Source organism: Okeania sp. SIO2F4 (assembly GCF_010672385.1).
GTDB lineage: Bacteria > Cyanobacteriota > Cyanobacteriia > Cyanobacteriales > Microcoleaceae > Trichodesmium.
On the sequence record NZ_JAAHGT010001391.1, the window covers coordinates 1 to 1,514 of the forward strand.

4 protein-coding genes are annotated in these 1,514 nt (G+C 37.6%); all 4 read left to right on the forward strand.

Annotation, left to right across the window (positions count from 1 at the left end; all coding sequences use genetic code 11):
• Positions 1 to 94: 94 nt before the first annotated feature.
• Genes F6K22_RS42895 through F6K22_RS42910 form a run of 4 tightly spaced genes read left to right on the forward strand, consistent with a single transcriptional unit; the run spans position 95 to position 1,351 of the window.
• Positions 95 to 277, forward strand: a complete 183-nt coding sequence (locus F6K22_RS42895; RefSeq protein WP_363275521.1) for a helix-turn-helix domain-containing protein — start codon at positions 95 to 97, stop codon at positions 275 to 277.
• On the forward strand, positions 259 to 597 hold the full coding sequence (locus tag F6K22_RS42900) for a hypothetical protein (RefSeq protein ID WP_363275524.1): 339 nt from the start codon (positions 259 to 261) through the stop codon (positions 595 to 597). Before F6K22_RS42895 ends, F6K22_RS42900 begins: the two co-directional genes overlap by 19 nt.
• A 3-nt stretch (positions 598 to 600) precedes the next feature.
• Positions 601 to 1,137, forward strand: coding sequence for an RNA-guided endonuclease InsQ/TnpB family protein (locus F6K22_RS42905; protein WP_363275526.1), 537 nt, complete (start codon positions 601 to 603; stop codon positions 1,135 to 1,137).
• On the forward strand, positions 1,022 to 1,351 hold the full coding sequence (locus F6K22_RS42910; RefSeq protein ID WP_363275528.1) for a zinc ribbon domain-containing protein: 330 nt from the start codon (positions 1,022 to 1,024) through the stop codon (positions 1,349 to 1,351). The genes F6K22_RS42905 and F6K22_RS42910 overlap by 116 nt, the downstream gene beginning before the upstream one ends.
• Positions 1,352 to 1,514: the final 163 nt, after the last annotated feature.

Below are 1,514 nucleotides of genomic sequence, written 5' to 3' on the forward strand. Positions count from 1 at the left end.
TCCCATTCAATTTGTATGCTATCCCAGCAGAAGCTTTCGCCCTGATTGAAAAACTTGTATTATTCTATTGCTATCACCCCAGAAATTTTTCACCATGCGGAGTGCCTACCAATATAAATTAAGGCCCAACAAAGAACAAATAGCCATAATAGAAATGTGGTTAGAATTGTTGCGTTGGCAGTACAACTATCGGTTAGGCGAGCGGTTCTCATGGTGGTCAGAAAACTGTTGTCCAGTTAACGCCTGCCCGCAAGGTGGATGCCAATTCCTCAACTAAGAGATAATCCAGATTATTACTCTCAAAAACGAGATTTGGTCAATACCAAAGACAAATTTCCTGACTACAAACTGATTCATTCTCAGGTTTTACAGGATTGCATAAAACGAGTAAAACTTGCCTTTGATAGATGGTTTAAAACAGATAAAAATGGACATAAATTAGGAAAACCAAGGTTTAATGGAATTGGACGTTATCGCAGTTTTACTTATCCTCAAATCAAGCAAGACTGCATGGAAGAAAACAAGATCAACTTGCCCAAAATAGGCAAGGTAAAGTTAATTAAACATCGACCATTACCTGATGATTTTCACTCTTAAACAGTGACTATTAGTCGTAAAGCTGATGGTTATTATGTGACTTTATCCCTAGAAGACAAATCAGTTCCAGCTTTAACAACTGAAGTAGAACCTACATTAAAAAATACTCTGGGAATCGATATGGGGTTGAAGGAATTCTTAGTAACTAGTGTTGGAGAATCTGTCCCCATCCCTCAATACTATCGAAAATCTCAACAGCGATTAAAGACTTTGCAAAAACGTTTATCTAGTAAAAAGAAAGGTAGTAAAAGATGGTTAAAAGCTGTAAAAGCTGTAGCTAAACAACATAAAAAGGTTGCAGATAAACGTAAATATTTCCACTTTAAAACAGCCAATGAATTGTTATCAAAAGCAGAAGTTATCGCCCATGAAAACTTAAACATTAAAGGGCTAGCAAAGACTCGTTTGAGTAAATCAATTAACGATGCGATTTGGGGGTCAATTCCTGTCTATCTTAAATGTCAAAGCCGGAAATGTTGGAGTGAAAACTATAGGAGTGAACCCCAAAAATACCAGCCAAGATTGCTCAAATTGTGGTGAAAAAGTCAAGAAAGAATTAAACATACGAACCCATTCTTGCCCGCACTGTGGCATAGTAATAGACCGCGACTTGAATGCGGCGATAAATATAAAAAATAGGGCGGTAGGGCATTCCGTCCTTAAAGCACGCGCTTGCCCGATGCAATGGCAGGGCTACGAAACGAGAAGTCCGCACTATAGCGCTAGCTTAGTGTGGGAGTATGTCACAAGTTAAAAATGCGTAAGTTCTGTTTATAATACTGATACTACCAGAGTTAATATTCTAAAATCTAAAAACCCAGACGTTATAGTTATGACTATACAAGAAGCAACTACAACACAAGCTGCATTTTTACTCAATATTTCCACAGGTAGATTACGAACATTACTGAATGAAG